Source organism: Mycobacterium sp. 236(2023) (genome assembly GCF_029623955.1).
GTDB lineage: Bacteria > Actinomycetota > Actinomycetes > Mycobacteriales > Mycobacteriaceae > Mycobacterium.
The window spans coordinates 1272735-1290629 of the sequence record NZ_JARSBP010000002.1; the positions used below are offsets into that span (position 1 = coordinate 1272735).

A 17895-nucleotide genomic window follows, 5' to 3' on the forward strand; every position below is an offset into this window, starting at 1 on the left:
CGGCGTGCTGGGTAGCGGTGGGCGCAACCCGGCACGCCGAAATCACTCTGATTTGGCGACGCGTCGCTAATGTTTGCCCATGCGAATCCCAGCGTGTTCGGCGCTCGCCGCCGTCGCTCTTCTCCTGACGGCCTGCGGTGGTTCTGCCCCGCAGGCCGCGAAGTCGCCTTCGAGTGACGCACCCGCGACCTCGGCCGTCGCGGCTCCCGACACCAGCAACGTCAAGATCCACGGCGACGAGAGCGACGACGTCAACCAGCTGGTGATGCAGGCGATCGCCGACCTTGAAAAGTATTGGGAGAAAGAATATCCCGAGCTTTACGGCACCGAGTTCAAGCCGATCGAGGGTGGCTACTACGCGGCCTATCCGTCCCGGGGCGATGTGCCGCCGTGCGCCACCAGCCCCAACGACGTCGCGGGCAACGCGTTTTACTGCTTCACCGAGGACGTCGTGGCCTGGGATGCAGAAGGGCTGCTGCCGGAACTGCAGTCCAAGTTCGGCGACTTCGTCATCCCGGTCGTGATGGCGCACGAATTCGGGCATGCCGTGCAGTTCCGCGCCGACGTCGAGGGCATGACCGTCACCAGGGAGCTGCAGGCGGACTGCTTCGCCGGCGCATGGTCCAAGCACGTCTTCGACGACAACGTCTTCGACGTCAACGCCGCTCAGCTCGACACCGCCCTGGCCGGCATCCTCGACCTGCGCGACAGCCCCGGCACCAGCGCGGAGGACCCGAACGCCCACGGCAGCGGATTCGATCGCGTCGGCGCGTTCCAGGACGGCTTCGCCAACGGGCCGGAACGTTGCAAGGAGTACCGCGACAACGAGCCGATGGTGCTCGCCCTGCCGTTCGCCAGTGCCGAGGACGAAGCCCGCGGCGGGGACATGGACTACGACTACGTCGTCAACACCGTGCCGTACGACCTCGAGGACTACTGGAACAACGTGTACCCGTTGGTGTCCAACGGACAGCCGTGGGTGCCGGTGAAAGGGCTGGAGCCGTTCGACCCGTCGAATCCGCCCATGTGCGGCAACCAGTCGGCAGAAGGCTATGCGTTGTTCTATTGCGTGCCAGAGGATTACGTCGGCTGGGACAACACGGAAGCGATGCCCGAGATCGCGCGCAAGGGCGGCGACTACGCCGTCGCGACGCTGTTGGCCACGCAATATGGCCTCGCGGTGCTCAGCCGGCTGGGCGACTCATCCGATGAGAAGACCTCGACTCTGCGCGGCGACTGCTTCGCCGGCGCCTACACCGCGAGCGTCATCCTCCAGAACCGTCCCGAGACGAGCACATTCGGCATCTCGCCCGGTGACCTCGACGAGGGCATCAAGGCGCTGCTGGTGTTCCGAGGGGAGGGCGACGTCGATCGTCAGGGTGCAGGCGACGCGCGGGTGCGCGCCTTCCGTGAGGGTGTGCTCGAAGGCGCAGAACCCTGCGTGACGTTGGAGCCGTAATTTGCGAACGCAGCGTCGCAGAACCTGACACGATGGCGGCATGCCCGTCGACGTGACACTGAGCGACACCGACACCAATGCGTTGCGGGGCTGGGTCCGTCGGGCCGGGATCGGGTCGACGGTCTCCGACGTCCAGCCGCTGACCGGCGGCTCGCAGAACATCGTCGTGCGCCTCGACATCGACGGCCGGACCGTGGTGCTGCGCCGCCCGCCGCCACACCCGAGGCCCACAAGCGACAACACCATGCGACGCGAGATCGCGGTGCTCGAGACACTGAAGGGCAGCGACGTGCCGCACCCCGGCCTGATCGCCGGGTGTGACGACCTCGACGTGCTCGGCGTCGTGTTCTACCTGATGGAGGCAGTGGACGGATTCAACCCGGGCACCGAGACCGACGAGGCCTACGAACGCGACGCCGCGATGCGAAAGCAGGTCGGGTTGTCCTATGCGGCCAGCCTGGCCAAGCTCGGCAGGGTCGCGTGGGAGGGCAGTCCGCTCGCAGCGCTCAAACGGCCGGGATCCTTTCTGGCACGCCAGGTTCCGCAGTTCATGCGGCTGCTGGAGAGTTACCGGCACAGCAACTACGCGCCCGAGTCGTTCCCGTCGGTCCACGTGCTGGCCGAATGGCTCGACGCGAACCGCCCCGACGACGCCGAGCCCGCGATCATGCACGGGGACTGCCACCTCAACAACGTGTTGCTCCGCCGTGACGTCCCCGAGTTGGCGGCGTTCATCGACTGGGAGATGTGCACGGTCGGCGATCCGCTGCTCGACCTCGGCTGGATGCTGGTCTGCTGGCCCGACGGACCGAACCCGATCGACGCCGGTTCCGCCCTGGCCGCACTCGGCGGGCTCGCGTCACGCGCAGAGCTGATCGACGCCTACCTCGCCACGGGAGGGCGCGCGACGGCGCGACTGGACTGGTACGTCGCGATGGCCTGCTTCAAGCTGGCGATCGTCATCGAGGGCACCTGGTCGCGCTACCTCGCCGGGCAGGCCAGCGCCGAAGCCGGTGAGCGGCTGCACACGTCGGCGGAGAACCTCATCGCGCTCGGCACGCGGGTGTCGAAGGGCGACAACCCATTTGTCTGATCATCGTCACGAAAGATAGGTGTCGACGCCGAGCTTGACGGCCAGGGCGAGACCCGCGATGCCGATGACGAACCGCATCGGCTTCTCCGGCGTGTGCCGCACCACCACGGGGCCGAGGCGGCCACCGACCAGACACCCGAGACCGAGTGCCACGACCGCGGGCCATTGCACGGGCGCCACGACGACGAAGATGAGCGCCGCGACACCGTTGGCCACTCCCAGGGTGACGTTCTTGGCGGCGTTGGCGTGCGCCAGCGTCTCGCCACCGATCCGCAGATACAGGGCGAGCAGCAGAACCCCCGCAGCGGCACCGAAATAGCCGCCGTAGATGCAGATCGCGAACGCGGCGACGGCTTGCAGAATCAAGGTCGTCATGTGCCGACGGTGGGTCGACACCATTGCGTCTCGGCGCTGCCGTGTAGGCAGCAGGATCGCCAGGGATGCGAACCCGAGCAGAGCCGGGACGACCATCTCGAAGCCCTCGGCCGGAGTGGACAGCAGCAGCACCGCGCCGACCACACCGCCGACGAGCGAGAACGGCAGGATCCGTTTGAGCAGCGGGCCCTGGCCCACGAGTTCGGGCCGCGAGCCCCACACCGAACCGACGCCGGTGAACACGAGGGCCACGGTGTTGGTGACGTTGGCCGTCACCGGGGGAAGTCCGGTCAGCAGCAGCGCCGGATAGGTCGCGACGGACGCAAGACCCGCGACGCTGCCGCACAGCCCCCCGAGGATTCCGGCCGCAAAGAGCAGTACCGCATGCGACCAGGACACTCGGCACATTCTTGTCCGGCGATATGTGTTTGCACGAATCGCAGCGGGAGGTCTAGCATCGCTGACGTGCCGAGGCGACTCGTAGTAGCAACCCGCAGCGGGGTCTGATCCTGACCGACCCCTCGCTGTGGGTCGTCGCTACGTTGTCGGTCGCTTCTCTTCGGATCAGAAGGCCGGCACATGAATTCCCCAGTCGCCACCCCAGCAGCCCAGTCTGCTGAGTCTCTGATGTCTTTTGCCACCTACGTCAACGGTCGGATGCCGCGCGCACTGCGTGAAACGGCGGAAGCGAAGACGTTCGACGAGTTCGTCGACGAATACGCCCCCGCCGCCGGCCCCCTCCGGCTGGGCCAGTGGGCCTGCACCGACGGAGAGCGCCCGTCGGGCCGCCTCGGTCCGCAGGCCCGCAACTATCAGGCGACGCTCGCGCTGGGGGACCGCATCGGGACCTCCCGTGCGGCGGCGTGCGGGCCTGTGGCCGCTCTGACGGAGATGCTCCACGAACGTGGGGTCGCCCTCGAGATGACCGCGTTCCACCAGTTGCCGGCCGGCGACCACACCGCGACGTTCATCCGTGGCAGCCGCGACGGCAGCGATCAGTGGGCGATGGGGTGGTCGGACGACCCGACGGACTCGGCGCTGCGCGCCGTCATCGCATGCGCCAACCGACTGCTGGCCTGCTGATCACGACGTGCAGGTCTACGGGTTTCGACGCGATAAAGCCCACGCACCGAACGCGACGGCAGCCGCGGGCACCCCGGTCATCGCGGCAGCGCTGACCGCGTTGACCTCGTTGCGGCCCAACGCGCCCGCCGCGCCATCGGCGACGTCGCACGCCAGTCCGACGCCCGCCCAGGTGCGCCGCCGCGGACCCGACGACGTCACGGTGCCCAGGCCGATCAGCACGTCGCGCACGCCGAACAGCCGCCACACGTAACGCGCCTGCCCATCAGGCTGCGAGAAGCCGAACAACGTGGCCGTGACATCCGGCCGTGCCCACGCCAGAGCTCCGATTCCGATCCGCATCGCCGCCAGCGCGACGATTCCCGTGTCGGCCACCCGGCTGCCTTGTTCGGTCATGGGTTCAGTGCAGCGGACGCAGGACGATCGGCATCCCGTCAACGGGCACGGCCATGCCGCCGTGATCGTAGAGAGGGGTGTAGCCGGCGTGCGGAAGCTCCAGACGGTACTTGCGCAGCAGCCGGTGCATGACCGTCTTGATCTCCAGCTGGCCGAACACCATGCCGATGCACTTGTGCGCGCCGCCGCCGAACGGCGCGAATGCGTACCGGTGCTTCTTGTGCTCGTTACGAGGCTCGGCGAAGCGCGACGGGTCGAACTTCTCCGGGTCGGTCCACAGCTCTGGGAGGCGGTGGTTCAGCGCCGGCCACGTCATGATCGCGGTGCCGGCCGGGATGAAGAAGCCCAGCAGTTCCGTGTCGCGCACCGCCTCACGGAAGTTGAACGGCAGCGGCGTCACCATCCGCAGCGCCTCGTTGATCACCAGGTCGTAGGTCTCGAGCTTCTCCAACGCCTCGATATCGAGCGGGCCGTCGCCGATCCGCTCCGACTCTTCGCGGCAGCGGTCCTGCCACTCCGGGTTGGCGGCCAGGTGATAGGCCATCGTCGTCAGCGTCGACGTCGACGTGTCGTGCGCCGCCATCATCAGGAAGATCATGTGGCTGACGATGTCCTCGTCGGTGAAGCTCTGGCCGTCCTCGTCCTGCGCATGACAGAGCACGCTGAACATGTCCCAGCTCTCCGAGCGGCGCTTCTCGGCGATGCCTGCGTTGAAGTAGTCCTCAAGGACCTTGCGGGCCTTGATGCCTCGCCACCAGCTCAGCGGCGGCACCGGCTTGCGCACGATGGCGTTGCCCGCGCGCGTGGTGGTTGTGAACGCCTCGTTGACGGTCGTCACCAACTGCTTGTCGGTGCCGGCCTTGTGGCCCATGAACACGACGGACGCGATGTCGAGCGTCAGCTCCTTGACGGCGGGGTGGAACAGGAACCGGCGGTCGTTGGCGACCCAGTCGTTGGCGATGACCGCGGAGGCCACCGAGTCGATGTGCTCGACGTATCCGGTGAGCCGGCTGCGGGTGAACGCCTCCTGCATGATCCGCCGGTGATACATGTGGTCCTCGAAATCGCGCAGCATCAGGCCGCCTTCGAAGAACGGTCCGATCACCGGATCCCACGCGCGCTGCGAGAAGTCCTTGTTGCGGTTGGAGAACACGGCCTGCGTGGCGTCGGGGCCGAGCGCGCCCACCGCGGGCAGCACCTGCGAGCCCGAGTAGAACACGGGTCCGTACTTGCGGTACTGGTGCAGGATGAAGTCCGGACCACCCCGGAACATCTCGATCATGTGCGCCAAGATCGGCAGGCCGTTGTCGCCTTTGACGGCTTTGAGGCCACTGCCGGCGGGCGGCTCGGCGAGGGTGATCTCGTCCCACTCACGGTCGAGCAGTCGCTTCTCGATCGCGCCCATCCCCGGGATGGTCACCGGCGTGGGCTTGAGACGCCTTTTCGCCTGGTCAAGCAGGTAATCCGGCGTAGAGATCGTCGGCATCTGAGCACTCCTTGAATTCCGGGGCTGTGGTCGATGTCACTTTGCCCTTATCCTGGTAGACGAACTTGACGCCTGTCAAGTTTGGAAGAGTTTGTGTCGGAGGTGTCGCGATGCCAAGGTTGACAGCCATGACGGCCGAACCGACTGACCTTCGCCGCAGCAGGGGCGACCGGCAGCGGGACGCCATCGTCACCGCGGTCCGTGAATTGCTGCAGGAACGTTCGTTCGCCGATCTGTCGGTGAGCACCATCAGCGAGCGCGCCGGGGTGGCCCGCTCAGGCTTCTACTTCTATTTCGATTCGAAGTACGCCGTGCTCGCCGTCATCGTCGCCGACGCGATGGCCGACCTCGACCAGCTGACCCACCACTACACGCCGCGCGAAGAGGGTGAGTCGCCGTCCGACTTCGCCAAGCGCATGGTCGGGTACGCAGCGACAGTGTTCGCGCTGAACGACCCGATCATGGGCGCCTGCAATCTGGCGCGCAGCACCGACGCGCAGATTCGCGAGATCATGGACGACTTTCAGGATTCCGTCGTCGAGAAGATCGTGGGTCTCGTGCAGCAGGACTCCGGCGCCCGCCCGGTCACCTCAGACCTCACGGGACTCGTGCGGACCCTGACCGCGGTCACGTCGATGACGCTGTCGCACGACAGTGCCTTCGTCGGCCGCGACGATCCCACTCAGGCGATCGAGATCGTGGAGCGGCTGTGGCTGAGCGCTCTGTGGGGCGGCGACAACCTGCGTCCCCATTCGACTTAGTCGCTGGCAGGCAGCGGTTTCGCTTCTTTGAGCGCCAGTGGCGTCGTCCCGACCGACAGCGTCCCGGCTCCTGCCTTCGTCACGAGCACCTCGGCACCGCCGTCGTCGACGTAGCGCTTACCCATCGCGTTGCCGCCGGAGCGCTCCGGATCCAGTGACAGCGAACCGTCCTTCTCGGCGTCCAGCGGGACCATCAGAGCGCCGCCGGCACGGAGATCGTCGAGGCTGTCGGCGCTGCGGACAACGATGACCTGCGTATCGCAGACCTGGCTCTGCAACCTGGTGCCGTTCTTGATCATCAGCAGATGGTATTCGGTGCGCCGGTAGTGTCACGTCATATGGCGCAGCCGAACGGATCTGACCGATTTTCCGGTAAGCGATGCTTTCTCACCGGCGCCGCCAGCGGCATCGGACGCGCGACCGCGCTCAAGCTGGCCGCCCAGGGCGCGGAGCTCTACCTGACCGACAGGGACGCCGACGGCCTGGCGCTGACGGTCGCCGACGCCCGCGCGATGGGTGGGGTGGTCGCCGAACACCGGGTACTCGACATCTCCGATCACGATGCGGTGACCGCGTTCGCCGACGACATCCATGCGGACCACCCGGCGATGGACCTGGTGATGAACATCGCCGGGATCTCGGCGTGGGGCACTGTGGACACGCTGACCCACCAGGACTGGAAGTCGTTGATCGACATCAACTTGATGGGCCCCATCCACGTCATCGAGGCGTTCGTGCCGCCGATGATGAAGGCGCGCCGCGGCGGCCACCTCGTGAACGTGTCCTCGGCCGCAGGCATCGTGGCCCTGCCGTGGCACGCGGCCTACAGCGCGAGCAAGTATGGGCTGCGCGGCCTTTCGGAGGTGCTCCGGTTCGACCTGGCCCGCTACCGGATCGGGGTGTCGGTGGTGGTGCCCGGCGCTGTGAAGACGCCGCTGGTGGACACCGTGCACATCGCCGGTGTCGACCGCGACGACCCAGGCGTGAAGAAATGGATCGACCGGTTCTCGGGCCACGCCGTGTCGCCGGAGTTCGCCGCCGACAAGATCCTCGACGGTGTCGCCAAGAACCGGTACCTGATCTACACCTCGACCGACATCCGGGCGTTGTATCTGTTCAAGCGGACGGCGTGGGTTCCCTACAGCGTGGCGATGAAGCAGGTGAACCCGATCTTCACTCGCGTGCTTCGCCCGAAATCCAAGCTGCGCTGACGGTCAGCGCTTTCCCCAGTCCCACGGCGGCGTGGTCAGCAGCCCCTGCTCGGCGATCTTCGTCTCGCCCCAGTCTTTGTACAACTCGATCTCCCAGGCGTCGCCGTCGGACCCGATCGGCTCTGTGCCCAGGCGTTCCCGCAGGATCTTGGAGTGCGTCACGACGACGACCTGCGTACGGTTGGCTGCGGCGCCGATCAGCTCGGCCAGCGGCGGAACCAGGTCGGGATGCAGCGACGTCTCCGGCTCGTTGAGGACCATCAGCGACGGCGGTTGTGGGCTCAGCAGGGCAGCCGTCCACAGCAGGAAACGCAGTGTGCCGTCGGAGATCTCGGCGCTGCGCAGCGGACGCAGCATGCCGCGCTGATGCAGCAACAGATCGAAAAGGCCGTCGGTGATCGACACCGACACCGTCGCACCGTCGAATGCGGTGGCCACAGCGCGGGCCAGATCGTCGGTGCCGGTCTCCAGAATCGTCTGCACGGCGGCGGCCAGATCGGCTCCGTCGTTGGCGAGCACCGGCGTCCTGGTGCCCACCTGGGGCAGACGCGCCGGAGCATGGCTGTCGGCACGGAAGCCGTCGTAGAACCGCCAGTCCCGCAACCGTTCCCGGACCATGATCAATTCCGGGGTGGCGCCGGCCCAGTCCGACAGCACGCTGCGGTGCGCGGGTAGGGCGCGGGCCAGCTCATCGAAACCGCGGCCGGATTCTGAGGCGACCTCGACGAGCCCGCGGACCCGGCGCACCAGGGTGGTCGTCGGACGAGGTACCTGACCCGCGAACACCGACTCGCGTTTGACTTCCGGGTCGCGCTCGAAAGCGGTCTCGCGCGCCTGCGGCAGGCCGAGATCGATCAGGTACCCGAAATCGTCTGCTGCATAGCCGAGTTCGATGGACACCGGGCGGCTTCGCGCGCCGCCCTGGGCGGTACCGGTGCGCCGCGCCCCGGTGAGGTGTTCTGGCCCCGCCCACATCGCGGATTCGACGCCGCCCTCGCGGGCGAACGACGCGATGACCTCGCCGCGGCCGCAGTCGGCCAGCAGACGCAACGCCCGGTACAACGACGACTTGCCGGTTCCGTTGGCGCCGGTGACGACGGTGAGCCTGCGCAGCGGAAGCACCAACTCCCGAAGCGAGCGGTACCCGCGGATCGCGACCGTCTCCAGCATGGCTGCGACGCTAGCCGCCCCCGGCGACAACCGGGGCCGTCGCACCGTCCATCGCCAGCTCCAGGCGCACGCCGAGCAGGCGGATCGGGCGATCGAGCTCGAATTGGCCGAGCAGTTCGAGCGCGGTCTCGACAACGGGGCCCGCGTCGGTGGTCGGCGAGGTCAGCTTGCGGATCTTGGTCCTGGTGTAGAACGTCTTGGTGCGCACCGTGACCGCGACACGGGTGACGTGCCGTCGCTGCTCGACGACCTCGACGAGGGTGCGTCGGGCGAGGTCGACGACGGCGGCGTCCATGTCGGCGCGGTCGGTCAGGTCCTGGGCGAACGTGACGACATGGCTGCGCGACCGCGGTATCCACGGCTCCGCGCTGACGGTGGTGTCGCCGCCGCCCTTGGCGAGCAGAAGAATCCACAATCCGGTTGTCGGACCGAACGCTGCCGTGAGCACCGCAGAGTCGGTGGAGGCAAGGTCGGCGACAGTCGTGATGCCCATGGCGGCAAGCTTTTTCGAGGTCTTGGGTCCCACGCCCCACAACGCGTCGACGGGTCGGTCGCCCATCGTCGTCATCCAGGTGTCGTCGGTGAGCGCGTAGATGCCCGCGGGTTTGCCGAACCCGGTGGCCACCTTCGCGCGCTGCTTGTTGTCACTGATGCCGACCGAGCAGGACAACCCCGTCTCGGATGTGACGACGTCCTGGATCCGGCGGGCCAGCGCGAACGGATCGGCGACGTGCGCGCCGACGTAGGCCTCGTCCCAGCCCCACACCTCGACGGGGTGGCCGAGGTCACGCAGCGCGCCCATCACGCGCTCGGACGCGGCGTCGTAGGCCTCGGAATCCGACGGCAGGAACGTCGCGTCGGGGCAGCGGCGCGCCGCTGTTCGTAGCGGCATGCCGGCATGCACTCCGAACTCCCTCGCCTCGTAGGAGGCGCAGGTGACGACCTTGCGCGGTTCGGTCGGATCGCCGTTCCCGCCCACGATGACCGGGAGGCCGACGAGTTCGGGATGGCGCTGCAGTTCCACGGATGCGAGGAACTGGTCGAGGTCGACGTGCAGGACCCACTGAGGCCGGGCCGCGGTCCCGGAGTCGGTCATGAGCCACAGAGCTTGCGCGCCACCGTTTCCCACGCGTCACCGAGGTCGGCCAACGTGCGGCCGCGGTCGGTGAGCTGGTGATGCACGTAGTCCGCGTCGAGGAGGGCCAGCAGCGCCGCGGCCTGGGTGTCGAGATCCCCGGTGGTCCCTGCGGAGTCGAGAAGGAGGCGGATGTGGCTGTGGTGCAACATCATCGGTGCGTTGAAGCGCATCTGCAGGTCGCGGCCGACGTCGGAGAGCAGGGCGTGGTGGGCCTCGACGAACTTCAACCGTTCCCGTCCGTAGGCGAGGAGCCTGTCGAGGGGCGGGGCGCCGGGGCCCAGCGGTGGGGGGCCGAACAGGAAGGCCTGCTGTTGGATCTTCTCGTCTTCGTCGAGGAGCACGATCATCAGTCCGGCACGGCTTCCGAATCGCCGGAACAACGTGCCTTTCCCGACTCCGGCGGCGACGGCGATGTCGTCGGTCGTCACCGACTCGGCACCTCGCTCGTCGACCAACCGGCGTGCCGCGTCCAGCAGCAAAGCTCGATTGCGTGCCGCGTCACCGCGTTCAACCGGGCCCGGATCGCTCGCCGGCAGCACCGGCAGCTCCTTCCGGCTTCCCACGACGCTCACCTGGCAACTTTAACTCAGGAGGAATAGAACGGACCGCGGTCCGGTTGAGCCGTGCGAGGATCAACGCACAACGACCCATGGAGGAAGAGCGATGTCGGACACCGTGAACAGCACGGTACTTGTCCTTGTCGGCAGTCTGCGCGCCGCGTCGGTGAACCGCCGGCTGGCGGAACTGGCCGTCGAGTCCGCGCCGGACGGCGTCACGCTGGAATTGTTCGACCGGTTGGGCGAATTGCCGTTCTACAACGAGGACATCGACACCGATGACGCCCCTGAGCCGGTAGTGGCATTGCGCGACGCCGCGGCGCGTGCCGGCGCTGCGTTGGTGGTCACTCCCGAATACAACGGCAGCATTCCCGCCGTGCTGAAGAATGCCATCGACTGGCTGTCCCGGCCGTTCGGCAACGGTGCGCTCAAGGGCAAGCCCTTCGCGGTCGTCGGTGCAGCGCTCGGCCAGTACGGCGGGGTGTGGGCCCACGACGAGACGCGCAAGTCGTTCGGCATCGCGGGCCCGAGGGTCGTCGACGACCTGGACCTGTCGATCCCGGCGAAGACGCTCGGCGACAAGCACCCACGGGAGAACGCGGAGATCGCGGCCCGGCTGCGCAACATCGTCGGCAAGCTGGCCGCCGAGATCAGCTGATTCCCCGACCACGACGGCCGGCGCGGCACTTGCCGCGCCGGCCTTTTCGTGCGCCCGATGTTTGCGGATCCGCCTCCCCGGATCAAGGCTGGCCGGTCAGTCTGCGGAGGGCGCTTTGCTGGCATCGCTGCGGTGGGCGTGCTGTGTTTGCTGACCGCCCGGGCGCCTGCGGGGTCGACGGCGTGTTTTGTCGGTGGGTTCTGGTAGACCGGACGCGGTCCGACGCCGTGCCGAGGCGACACGCCGATGTGACGCGCGACACGCCGGTTTGAAATGCTCTGAAGTGGTTACGACCTGGGAATTTCAAAAATGTTATTCAGAACATCTTGTATCTCTACGGATTGTCGGACACTAGGTGTAGTGTTTCGAACACCGACGGACCCCCAAGATCTAGGGGTCAGCCGGAGCCAGAAGTTCCAGCAGAGTCGGGTTTTCCATCCCTCGCCTCGCCGCCGGGGCAGCCTGGAATTTTGGGGGTCTCCGGGCCGCTGAAATAGAGCGAGAGACACCACCTCAGCAGTTGCCAGCCTTCTCGATAGGAGCCGTACCGCAGATGACTCAGCCCGCAACCGTCACCGTGTACACCAAGCCGGCCTGCGTTCAGTGCAATGCCACCTACAAGGCCCTCGACAAGGCGGGCATCGCGTACGACATCGTCGACATCAGCGTCGATACCGAGGCCCGCGACTACGTCATGGCACTCGGCTACCTGCAGGCGCCCGTCGTGGTGGTCGGCAACGATCACTGGTCGGGCTTCCGTCCGGACCGCATCAAGGCGCTGGCCGGCGCGGCCGTCGCATCCGCGTAGCTCGGACGGCTCTCAGGCCGTCCTCACTGAAGTAGCACTACGTCGACAGGGCAATCGGAGAGGTGATCGTGAGCAATCTCGTCTACTTCTCCAGCGTCTCGGAGAACACCCACCGCTTTGTCGAGAAGCTCGAGATACCTGCCATCCGGATCCCGCTGAAGGAACGGATTCAGGTTGACGAGCCCTACGTTCTGGTATTGCCCACCTACGGCGGCGGGCACGCCAACGGTCCCGATCCCGATCGCGGGGGCTACGTCCCCAAGCAGGTGATCGCCTTCCTCAACAACGAACACAACCGGTCGTTGATCCGCGGCGTCATCGCCGCGGGCAACACCAACTTCGGCGCCGAATTCGGCTACGCGGGGGTCGTCGTCTCCCGCAAGTGCGGCGTCCCGTTTCTCTACCGATTCGAACTCATGGGAACGACCGACGACGTCTTCGCCGTCCGCGCCGGACTCGCCGACTTCTGGAAGGACCAGACGTGCCACCAACCGTCACAGCTGCAGAACCGTTAACCACCGGCGCGCACGCGCTTCCGGGCGAGATGGACTACCACGCGCTCAACGCGATGCTCAATCTGTATGACGCAGACGGCAAGATTCAGTTCGAGCGCGACGTGCAGGCCGCCCGCGAATACTTCTTGCAGCATGTCAACCAAAACACGGTGTTCTTCCACAACCAGGACGAGAAGCTCGACTACCTGGTGCAGAAGAACTACTACGAGCGCGAGGTGCTCGACCAGTACTCGCGCAACTTCGTCAAGACGCTGCTGGATCGTGCGTACGCCAAGAAGTTCCGCTTCCCGACGTTCGTCGGCGCGTTCAAGTACTACACGTCCTACACGTTGAAGACGTTCGACGGTAAGCGCTACCTGGAGCGCTTCGAGGACCGCGTTGTCATGGTGGCGCTGACGCTGGCCTCGGGTGACACCACGCTGGCCGAGCAGCTGGTCGACGAGATCATGGACGGCCGGTTCCAGCCGGCCACCCCGACATTCCTCAACTCGGGTAAGAAGCAGCGCGGCGAGCCGGTGTCCTGCTTCCTGCTGCGCATCGAGGACAACATGGAGTCCATCGGGCGCTCCATCAACTCGGCACTGCAGCTGTCGAAGCGCGGTGGCGGAGTTGCGTTGCTGCTCTCCAACATTCGTGAGCACGGTGCGCCGATCAAGAACATCGAGAACCAGAGCTCCGGTGTCATCCCGATCATGAAGCTGCTGGAGGACTCGTTCTCCTACGCCAATCAGCTCGGTGCCCGCCAAGGTGCGGGGGCGGTCTACCTGCACGCGCACCATCCCGACATCTACCGCTTCCTCGACACCAAGCGGGAGAACGCCGACGAGAAGATCCGCATCAAGACCCTGAGCCTGGGTGTCGTGATCCCGGACATCACGTTCGAGTTGGCGAAGAACAACGAGGACATGTACCTGTTCTCGCCGTATGACGTCGAGCGGGTCTACGGCGTCCCGTTCGCCGACATCTCGGTCACCGAGAAGTACTACGAGATGGTCGACGACGCGAGGATCCGCAAGACGAAGATCAAGGCGCGCGAGTTCTTCCAGACGCTGGCCGAGCTGCAGTTCGAGTCCGGCTACCCGTACATCATGTACGAGGACACGGTGAACCGGGCCAACCCGGTCGAGGGCAAGATCACCCACTCGAACCTGTGCTCGGAGATCCTGCAGGTGTCGACGCCGTCCGTGTTCAACGAGGATCTGTCGTATGCGAAAGTCGGCAAGGACATCTCGTGCAACCTCGGCTCGCTCAACATCGCCAAGGCGATGGATTCGCCGGACTTCGCGCAGACCATCGAGGTGTCGATCCGTGCGCTGACCGCGGTGAGCGACCAGACCCACATCTGGTCGGTGCCCTCGATCGAGCAGGGCAACAACAGCTCTCACGCCATCGGTCTCGGGCAGATGAACCTGCACGGCTACCTGGCCCGTGAGCAGATCTACTACGGCTCCGAAGAGGGTGTGGACTTCACCAACATCTACTTCTACTGCGTGCTCTACCACGCGCTGCGCGCCTCGAATCGCATTGCGATCGAACGGGGTACGGCGTTCGGCGGGTTCGAGAAGTCGAAGTACAAGTCGGGTGAGTTCTTCGACAAGTACACCGATCAGGTGTGGGAGCCCAAGACCGACAAGGTGCGTGGGCTGTTTGCCGACGCCGGCATTCGGATCCCCAACCAGGACGACTGGAAGCGGTTGAAGGAGTCGGTGCAACAGCACGGCATCTACAACCAAAACCTGCAGGCGGTTCCGCCGACCGGGTCGATCTCCTACATCAACCACTCGACGAGCTCGATCCACCCGATCGCCTCGAAGGTGGAGATTCGCAAGGAAGGCAAGATCGGTCGCGTCTACTACCCGGCGCCCTATATGACCAACGACAACCTGGAGTACTACCAGGACGCCTACGAGATCGGCTACGAGAAGGTCATCGACACCTATGCCGCGGCCACCCAGCACGTGGACCAGGGCCTGAGCCTGACGCTGTTCTTCAAGGACACCGCCACCACGCGTGACGTGAACAAGGCGCAGATCTACGCCTGGCGCAAGGGAATCAAGACGCTCTACTACATCCGCCTACGTCAGATGGCTCTCGAGGGCACTGAGGTGGAGGGTTGCGTCTCCTGCATGTTGTGAGCTGAAATGTCCAGCGCCGCCGGTGATTTCCCCGGCGGCGCTGCGCGTTTGGCTCAGAGCTCGCGGCTCCTCTGCGAGATCAGCCAGGGGCCTGCGTGCACATGGTGCCGCGCGCGGCGCCCACCAGAGCGCTGGCCTGCTGGGGGCTCGCGCCGTACGGAGCGGTCACCGCGGCCACCGCAGCGTCATGTCCTTGGCCGGTATAGAGCAACCGGCATGCCTGCAGCCCAGCCGTCATGATCGCGTCGTCGTTGCCGGGGAAGCCTGCGGCTCGGGACTGGTCGATGAACCGCTGCTGTTCAGCGGTGAAAGGCATCGGCCACGCCGATGCCGGGGCGATACTCACGGTCAGCGCCGCCCCAGCGGCCAGTGCCGCAGCCGCGGTGGTCAGGAAACCGATCCTCTTCGAAGTCATGCCGGTCTCGCTTTCTCGTGGTGATTCACCCGATGCCGGGCATATCCCACCGTAGAGCCGCCGGCGTGCACCCCTTGACGCCAATTTCAGGCCGCGGGCGTCAGGATTAGCCGCGAGCCTCGTCGGCCCGCAGCGCCTTGAGACGTCGCTCCTCGCGAAGAACGTTCTGATAGCTCTCGCGTTCGGCGACCAGCCAATCCGGCTTGTCCTCGAGCAGGGCATCGATCTGCTCGGTCGTCAACGCGTCCACGACGCCGCCGCGCCCGAGGCCTGCGATCGAGACCCCTAACTTCGCGGCGACCAAGTTCTTCGGGTGCGGCCCGTTCCTGCGAAGGTCCTTGAGCCATTCCGGCGGGTCCGCCTGCAGCGCGGCCAGTTCATCGCGGGTGATCGCGTTCTCCTGGAACTCCGCGGGTGTCGCCGGCAGATACACGTCGAGCTTCTTGGCCGCCGTGGCCGGCTTCATGGACTGCGCGTTCGGCCTGCTCATGGGATCAGCGTATCGGTAGCCTGATGCCGTGGCTTCATCCTCGCGGCCGTCGCTGACCGTCGGGTACGTCCCCGGCGGGACGCCGGCGAAGTGGGCCAGGATCTGGGCCGAGCGTCAGCCCGACGTGCGGTTGCAGTTGTGCGCGGTGACCGCGGCGGACGCAGCCGCAGAGGTCCGTACCGGCGCCGTCGACGTGGCGCTGCTCCGCCTGCCTGCAGACACCACGGGGCTCGCGGTCATCCCGCTGTACGAGGAGACGACGGTGGCCGTCGTGCCGACCGATCACCTTCTCGCTGCCGCCGACGAGATCACCGCTGCTGACCTGGCCGGTGAGCCGATTCTGCTGCCCCTCGACGACGTAGTCGACTGGGCCGATCTTCCGGGGGATCCCGTCGATCACCGGCCCGAAACCACCGAGGGCGCAACAGAACTCGTGGCCGCCGGGATGGGCACGCTGGTCGTCCCACAGTCACTCGCGCGGCTGTATCACCGCAAGGACCTGACGTACCGGCCGATCGTCGGCGCGCCCACCTGCGCGGTCGCGCTTGCCGTCCCGGAAGGGCCGCAGGCGCCGTTGGTCGAAGAGTTCATCGGCATCGTGCGGGGCCGCAAGGCCGGGTCGTCGCGGGCGCAGAGCCAGCCCGCGCCCAAACGGACCGCGCGGGAGAAGACCCTGGCCAAGCAGGCTGCCCGTGCCGCTGCCGGCAAGGTCGCCCGCAAGCCGGGGCGCCGTCGAAACTGAACCTGTGCAGGGGTCTTCTCGCACTTTCGCTGCGTGGTTTCCGTCTGGGGGAGTCAGATGGTCAGCGTGCCGTCATCGTTGATGGTCCACTCCGGGTTCAGTGCGACCTCCCACACGTGGCCGTCGAGGTCGGCGAAATATCCCGAATACCCGCCCCAGAACACCCTTTCGGCCGGCTTCAGGATCATCGCGCCTGCGGCTTCGGCCTGCGCCAGCACCGCGTCGACGTCGGTCTCGGAGCGCTGATTGATCGCGATGGTGATGCCGCTGAACCGGCCATCGACAGGGTGATGGGCGTCCTCGGCCAGATCATCGCGGCCGAACAAGGCCAACGCGACGCCCGGCAGCTGATAGAACACGACGCCGTCGGGCGCCGCCTTCGGAACCCAGCCCAGGCCCTCCTCGTAGAAGCGACGCGCCCGCGCGAGGTCGTCGACACCGAGGGTGATCAAACTGATCCGCTGCTCCATGGTCACCAGTCTCCCGGCTGGCCCGGCCGATAGGCGCCGATCGACCACTGGCGACCTTCGGGGTCGAGCAGCTCGGTGCGGAAATTGCCCCACGCCGTGGTTTCGGGTGCGATGAGCACCGTCGACCCGTAGGCGACGGCGCGGTCGTGAATCTCGACGATGCCCGCACGGTCGACAACGACATACAGACCTGAGCCGACACAGTCACCCCGGGGAGCTGGGACGTCGTACCCGCGGTCGTCGCGTTGCACGCACACTACGGCGTCATCCCGCTTCAATTCGGCGTGGCTGAGCGCGCCTTCGTGGCGGAACTCGCGGACCAGCTCGAACCCCAGCACGTCGGTGATCCAGCGCACCGCCGCATCAGGGTCGCGATAGCAGACGAACGCCGACAGGTGCACCGAAGTCATGCCCTCTGTCTTACCGCAGCGCCTGAGCGGCTGTTCAGCGGCTGACCAGGTCCGACCAGAATCCGACGGTCGGCGTCGCCGTCGTTGCCGTCGGCCCGTCGACGTAGTCGGCCAGGGTGGCCGCCGACACGACAACCTCGGTGCGGACCACCGACAACACCGGATGACCGGTTGAACCCCGACCCGCCGGCAGGTAGTGGTGGGCGTGCACCGGAACGAGTTGCGGGGCGCGCTCCAATTCATATTTCGCGGTACGCAGCGCGTGCTTCATCTGCGCAGGTCGCGGCCCCCACGGTTCGTGCCAGAACCGACTCCATTCGACCGCGAACAGAACGCCTTCGACCGGCAGCTGCATCCGCTTGGCCAGGCTCCTGCGTCCCTCGTCACGCCAATGCGGCCATGCGGCACCGACAGGCAGCCCCGCAGCCAGGAACGCCCGGTGGTCGTCGGCGAACTCGAAGCCGAACGTGTCCTCGATACGTGCGATCTCGTCGTCGGTCAGCCCAGGCTCGACCATCGCCGA

The 17895-nt window shown here is 66.5% G+C and carries 22 protein-coding genes; 10 read left to right on the top strand and 12 right to left on the bottom strand.

The genetic code is table 11. From position 1 onward, the window contains the following. Nucleotides 1–79: 79 nt before the first annotated feature. Nucleotides 80–1459, top strand: a complete 1380-nt coding sequence (locus tag P9A17_RS08590; protein ID WP_278038124.1) for a neutral zinc metallopeptidase — start codon at nt 80–82, stop codon at nt 1457–1459. A 40-nt stretch (nt 1460–1499) separates the two neighbouring features. Further along, nucleotides 1500–2552, top strand: a complete 1053-nt coding sequence (locus P9A17_RS08595) for a phosphotransferase family protein (protein WP_278038125.1) — start codon at nt 1500–1502, stop codon at nt 2550–2552. A gap of 6 nt (nt 2553–2558) precedes the next feature. Here P9A17_RS08595 and P9A17_RS08600 read toward each other — a convergent pair whose 3' ends face one another. Further along, nucleotides 2559–3335 (bottom strand): sulfite exporter TauE/SafE family protein, encoded by a 777-nt coding sequence (locus P9A17_RS08600; RefSeq protein ID WP_278038126.1) that lies wholly within the window; start codon nt 3333–3335, stop codon nt 2559–2561. Nucleotides 3336–3554: 219 nt separating this feature from the next. Between P9A17_RS08600 and P9A17_RS08605 the strand changes: the two genes are divergently transcribed. Then, complete coding sequence (locus P9A17_RS08605; RefSeq protein ID WP_278038127.1) at nt 3555–4010, top strand: homocitrate synthase; 456 nt, start codon at nt 3555–3557, stop codon at nt 4008–4010. A gap of 15 nt (nt 4011–4025) precedes the next feature. Here the strand turns inward: P9A17_RS08605 and P9A17_RS08610 are convergent, their stop codons facing one another. Beyond that, nucleotides 4026–4406: a hypothetical protein gene (locus P9A17_RS08610; protein WP_278038128.1), complete on the bottom strand. Its 381-nt coding sequence runs from the start codon at nt 4404–4406 to the stop codon at nt 4026–4028. A 4-nt stretch (nt 4407–4410) separates the two neighbouring features. Continuing rightward, on the bottom strand, nt 4411–5892 hold the full coding sequence (locus P9A17_RS08615; protein WP_278038129.1) for a cytochrome P450: 1482 nt from the start codon (nt 5890–5892) through the stop codon (nt 4411–4413). A gap of 128 nt (nt 5893–6020) precedes the next feature. On the opposite strand from P9A17_RS08615, the gene P9A17_RS08620 reads away from it, so the two are divergent. Beyond that, a complete protein-coding gene (locus P9A17_RS08620) occupies nt 6021–6653 on the top strand; it encodes a TetR/AcrR family transcriptional regulator (protein WP_278038130.1) in 633 nt (210 codons plus the stop codon). Here the strand turns inward: P9A17_RS08620 and P9A17_RS08625 are convergent. Further along, on the bottom strand, nt 6650–6952 hold the full coding sequence (locus tag P9A17_RS08625) for a hypothetical protein (protein WP_278038131.1): 303 nt from the start codon (nt 6950–6952) through the stop codon (nt 6650–6652). The two genes, P9A17_RS08620 and P9A17_RS08625, sit on opposite strands and share 4 nt — an antisense overlap. Before the next feature lie 39 nt (nt 6953–6991). Between P9A17_RS08625 and P9A17_RS08630 the strand changes: the two genes are divergently transcribed. Continuing rightward, nucleotides 6992–7864 (top strand): SDR family oxidoreductase, encoded by an 873-nt coding sequence (locus P9A17_RS08630; RefSeq protein WP_278038132.1) that lies wholly within the window; start codon nt 6992–6994, stop codon nt 7862–7864. A gap of 3 nt (nt 7865–7867) precedes the next feature. On the opposite strand, the gene P9A17_RS08635 is transcribed toward P9A17_RS08630, so the two are convergent. From P9A17_RS08635 to P9A17_RS08645, 3 genes are read right to left on the bottom strand one after another with little or no spacing between them, the layout of a single operon-like run. Continuing rightward, nucleotides 7868–9034 carry an AAA family ATPase gene (locus P9A17_RS08635; protein WP_278038133.1) on the bottom strand — a complete coding sequence of 389 codons (1167 nt, stop codon included), beginning with the start codon at nt 9032–9034 and terminating at the stop codon, nt 7868–7870. Nucleotides 9035–9044: 10 nt separating this feature from the next. Then, nucleotides 9045–10130: a DNA polymerase IV gene (locus tag P9A17_RS08640; protein ID WP_278038134.1), complete on the bottom strand. Its 1086-nt coding sequence runs from the start codon at nt 10128–10130 to the stop codon at nt 9045–9047. Further along, complete coding sequence (locus tag P9A17_RS08645; RefSeq protein WP_278038660.1) at nt 10127–10735, bottom strand: TetR/AcrR family transcriptional regulator; 609 nt, start codon at nt 10733–10735, stop codon at nt 10127–10129. The genes P9A17_RS08640 and P9A17_RS08645 overlap by 4 nt, the downstream gene beginning before the upstream one ends. 100 nt (nt 10736–10835) lie before the next feature. Here P9A17_RS08645 and P9A17_RS08650 point away from each other — a divergent pair, with 100 nt between their 5' ends. From P9A17_RS08650 to nrdE, 4 genes are all read left to right on the top strand, one after another. After that, on the top strand, nt 10836–11387 hold the full coding sequence (locus P9A17_RS08650; RefSeq protein ID WP_278038135.1) for an NADPH-dependent FMN reductase: 552 nt from the start codon (nt 10836–10838) through the stop codon (nt 11385–11387). Nucleotides 11388–11940: 553 nt separating this feature from the next. After that, complete coding sequence (gene nrdH, locus P9A17_RS08655; RefSeq protein WP_278038136.1) at nt 11941–12195, top strand: glutaredoxin-like protein NrdH; 255 nt, start codon at nt 11941–11943, stop codon at nt 12193–12195. A gap of 68 nt (nt 12196–12263) precedes the next feature. Continuing rightward, nucleotides 12264–12710: a class Ib ribonucleoside-diphosphate reductase assembly flavoprotein NrdI gene (gene nrdI / locus P9A17_RS08660; RefSeq protein WP_278038137.1), complete on the top strand. Its 447-nt coding sequence runs from the start codon at nt 12264–12266 to the stop codon at nt 12708–12710. Then, on the top strand, nt 12677–14845 hold the full coding sequence (nrdE, locus tag P9A17_RS08665; protein WP_278038138.1) for a class 1b ribonucleoside-diphosphate reductase subunit alpha: 2169 nt from the start codon (nt 12677–12679) through the stop codon (nt 14843–14845). Before nrdI ends, nrdE begins: the two co-directional genes overlap by 34 nt. Before the next feature lie 79 nt (nt 14846–14924). Here nrdE and P9A17_RS08670 read toward each other — a convergent pair whose 3' ends face one another. Both P9A17_RS08670 and P9A17_RS08675 read right to left on the bottom strand, forming a co-directional pair. Further along, nucleotides 14925–15260: a DUF732 domain-containing protein gene (locus P9A17_RS08670; protein WP_278038139.1), complete on the bottom strand. Its 336-nt coding sequence runs from the start codon at nt 15258–15260 to the stop codon at nt 14925–14927. A 106-nt stretch (nt 15261–15366) separates the two neighbouring features. Next, nucleotides 15367–15750 (bottom strand): DUF5997 family protein, encoded by a 384-nt coding sequence (locus tag P9A17_RS08675; protein WP_278038140.1) that lies wholly within the window; start codon nt 15748–15750, stop codon nt 15367–15369. A 28-nt stretch (nt 15751–15778) separates the two neighbouring features. On the opposite strand from P9A17_RS08675, the gene P9A17_RS08680 reads away from it, so the two are divergent. Continuing rightward, nucleotides 15779–16492 carry a LysR family substrate-binding domain-containing protein gene (locus tag P9A17_RS08680; RefSeq protein ID WP_278038141.1) on the top strand — a complete coding sequence of 238 codons (714 nt, stop codon included), beginning with the start codon at nt 15779–15781 and terminating at the stop codon, nt 16490–16492. A gap of 53 nt (nt 16493–16545) precedes the next feature. Here the strand turns inward: P9A17_RS08680 and P9A17_RS08685 are convergent, their stop codons facing one another. From P9A17_RS08685 to P9A17_RS08695, 3 genes are read right to left on the bottom strand one after another with little or no spacing between them, the layout of a single operon-like run. Further along, nucleotides 16546–16962, bottom strand: a complete 417-nt coding sequence (locus tag P9A17_RS08685) for a VOC family protein (RefSeq protein WP_278038142.1) — start codon at nt 16960–16962, stop codon at nt 16546–16548. A gap of 2 nt (nt 16963–16964) precedes the next feature. After that, the gene (locus tag P9A17_RS08690) at nt 16965–17372 is read right to left on the bottom strand and encodes a VOC family protein (protein ID WP_278038143.1); all 408 of its coding nucleotides are present in this window, start codon (nt 17370–17372) and stop codon (nt 16965–16967) included. A 34-nt stretch (nt 17373–17406) separates the two neighbouring features. Beyond that, entirely contained in the window at nt 17407–17889 is a 483-nt protein-coding gene (locus P9A17_RS08695) for a hypothetical protein (protein ID WP_278038144.1), read from the bottom strand. Nucleotides 17890–17895 lie beyond the last annotated feature (6 nt).

Coding starts and splice junctions, on each gene's coding strand:
- P9A17_RS08695 (WP_278038144.1), bottom strand. CDS start 17,889: ATGGTCGAGCCTGGGCTGACCGACGACGAGATCGCACGTATCGAGGAC.
- P9A17_RS08640 (WP_278038134.1), bottom strand. CDS start 10,130: ATGACCGACTCCGGGACCGCGGCCCGGCCTCAGTGGGTCCTGCACGTC.
- P9A17_RS08670 (WP_278038139.1), bottom strand. CDS start 15,260: ATGACTTCGAAGAGGATCGGTTTCCTGACCACCGCGGCTGCGGCACTG.
- P9A17_RS08690 (WP_278038143.1), bottom strand. CDS start 17,372: ATGACTTCGGTGCACCTGTCGGCGTTCGTCTGCTATCGCGACCCTGAT.
- P9A17_RS08630 (WP_278038132.1), top strand. CDS start 6,992: ATGGCGCAGCCGAACGGATCTGACCGATTTTCCGGTAAGCGATGCTTT.
- P9A17_RS08685 (WP_278038142.1), bottom strand. CDS start 16,962: ATGGAGCAGCGGATCAGTTTGATCACCCTCGGTGTCGACGACCTCGCG.
- P9A17_RS08600 (WP_278038126.1), bottom strand. CDS start 3,335: ATGTGCCGAGTGTCCTGGTCGCATGCGGTACTGCTCTTTGCGGCCGGA.
- P9A17_RS08595 (WP_278038125.1), top strand. CDS start 1,500: ATGCCCGTCGACGTGACACTGAGCGACACCGACACCAATGCGTTGCGG.
- P9A17_RS08650 (WP_278038135.1), top strand. CDS start 10,836: ATGTCGGACACCGTGAACAGCACGGTACTTGTCCTTGTCGGCAGTCTG.
- P9A17_RS08610 (WP_278038128.1), bottom strand. CDS start 4,406: ATGACCGAACAAGGCAGCCGGGTGGCCGACACGGGAATCGTCGCGCTG.
- P9A17_RS08625 (WP_278038131.1), bottom strand. CDS start 6,952: ATGATCAAGAACGGCACCAGGTTGCAGAGCCAGGTCTGCGATACGCAG.
- P9A17_RS08675 (WP_278038140.1), bottom strand. CDS start 15,750: ATGAGCAGGCCGAACGCGCAGTCCATGAAGCCGGCCACGGCGGCCAAG.
- P9A17_RS08605 (WP_278038127.1), top strand. CDS start 3,555: ATGTCTTTTGCCACCTACGTCAACGGTCGGATGCCGCGCGCACTGCGT.
- P9A17_RS08620 (WP_278038130.1), top strand. CDS start 6,021: ATGACGGCCGAACCGACTGACCTTCGCCGCAGCAGGGGCGACCGGCAG.
- P9A17_RS08590 (WP_278038124.1), top strand. CDS start 80: ATGCGAATCCCAGCGTGTTCGGCGCTCGCCGCCGTCGCTCTTCTCCTG.
- nrdH (WP_278038136.1), top strand. CDS start 11,941: ATGACTCAGCCCGCAACCGTCACCGTGTACACCAAGCCGGCCTGCGTT.
- P9A17_RS08635 (WP_278038133.1), bottom strand. CDS start 9,034: ATGCTGGAGACGGTCGCGATCCGCGGGTACCGCTCGCTTCGGGAGTTG.
- P9A17_RS08615 (WP_278038129.1), bottom strand. CDS start 5,892: ATGCCGACGATCTCTACGCCGGATTACCTGCTTGACCAGGCGAAAAGG.